A 238-nucleotide genomic window follows, 5' to 3' on the forward strand; every position below is an offset into this window, starting at 1 on the left:
CCCTATGCCTATGAACGGCATGACGTGGCCCGCAACCAGGCCTAGGGCCATATCCTCGGCGCCGGCATCGCCCAGGGCCGCGTCACCGCCATGGATACGGCGGCCGCGACATCCGCGCCCGGCGTGCTGGCCGTCGTCACCACGCTGGACATGCCCCGGCTGGAAAAAGGCAAGACGACTACTGCCTTCCGGTTCGGCGGTGCCGAGATCCAGCACTCCCATCAGGCGATCGCCGGCG

At 68.9% G+C, this 238-nt stretch carries 1 protein-coding gene; it reads left to right on the plus strand.

Going from position 1 to position 238, the window contains the following annotated elements; genetic code table 11:
- Positions 1-51: 51 nt before the first annotated feature.
- Positions 52-238: hypothetical protein (locus tag AC0IW9_RS31885; protein WP_471652284.1), on the plus strand; the 187-nt coding region annotated here is incomplete at its 3' end.

Source organism: Belnapia sp. AC561, from assembly GCF_979252845.1.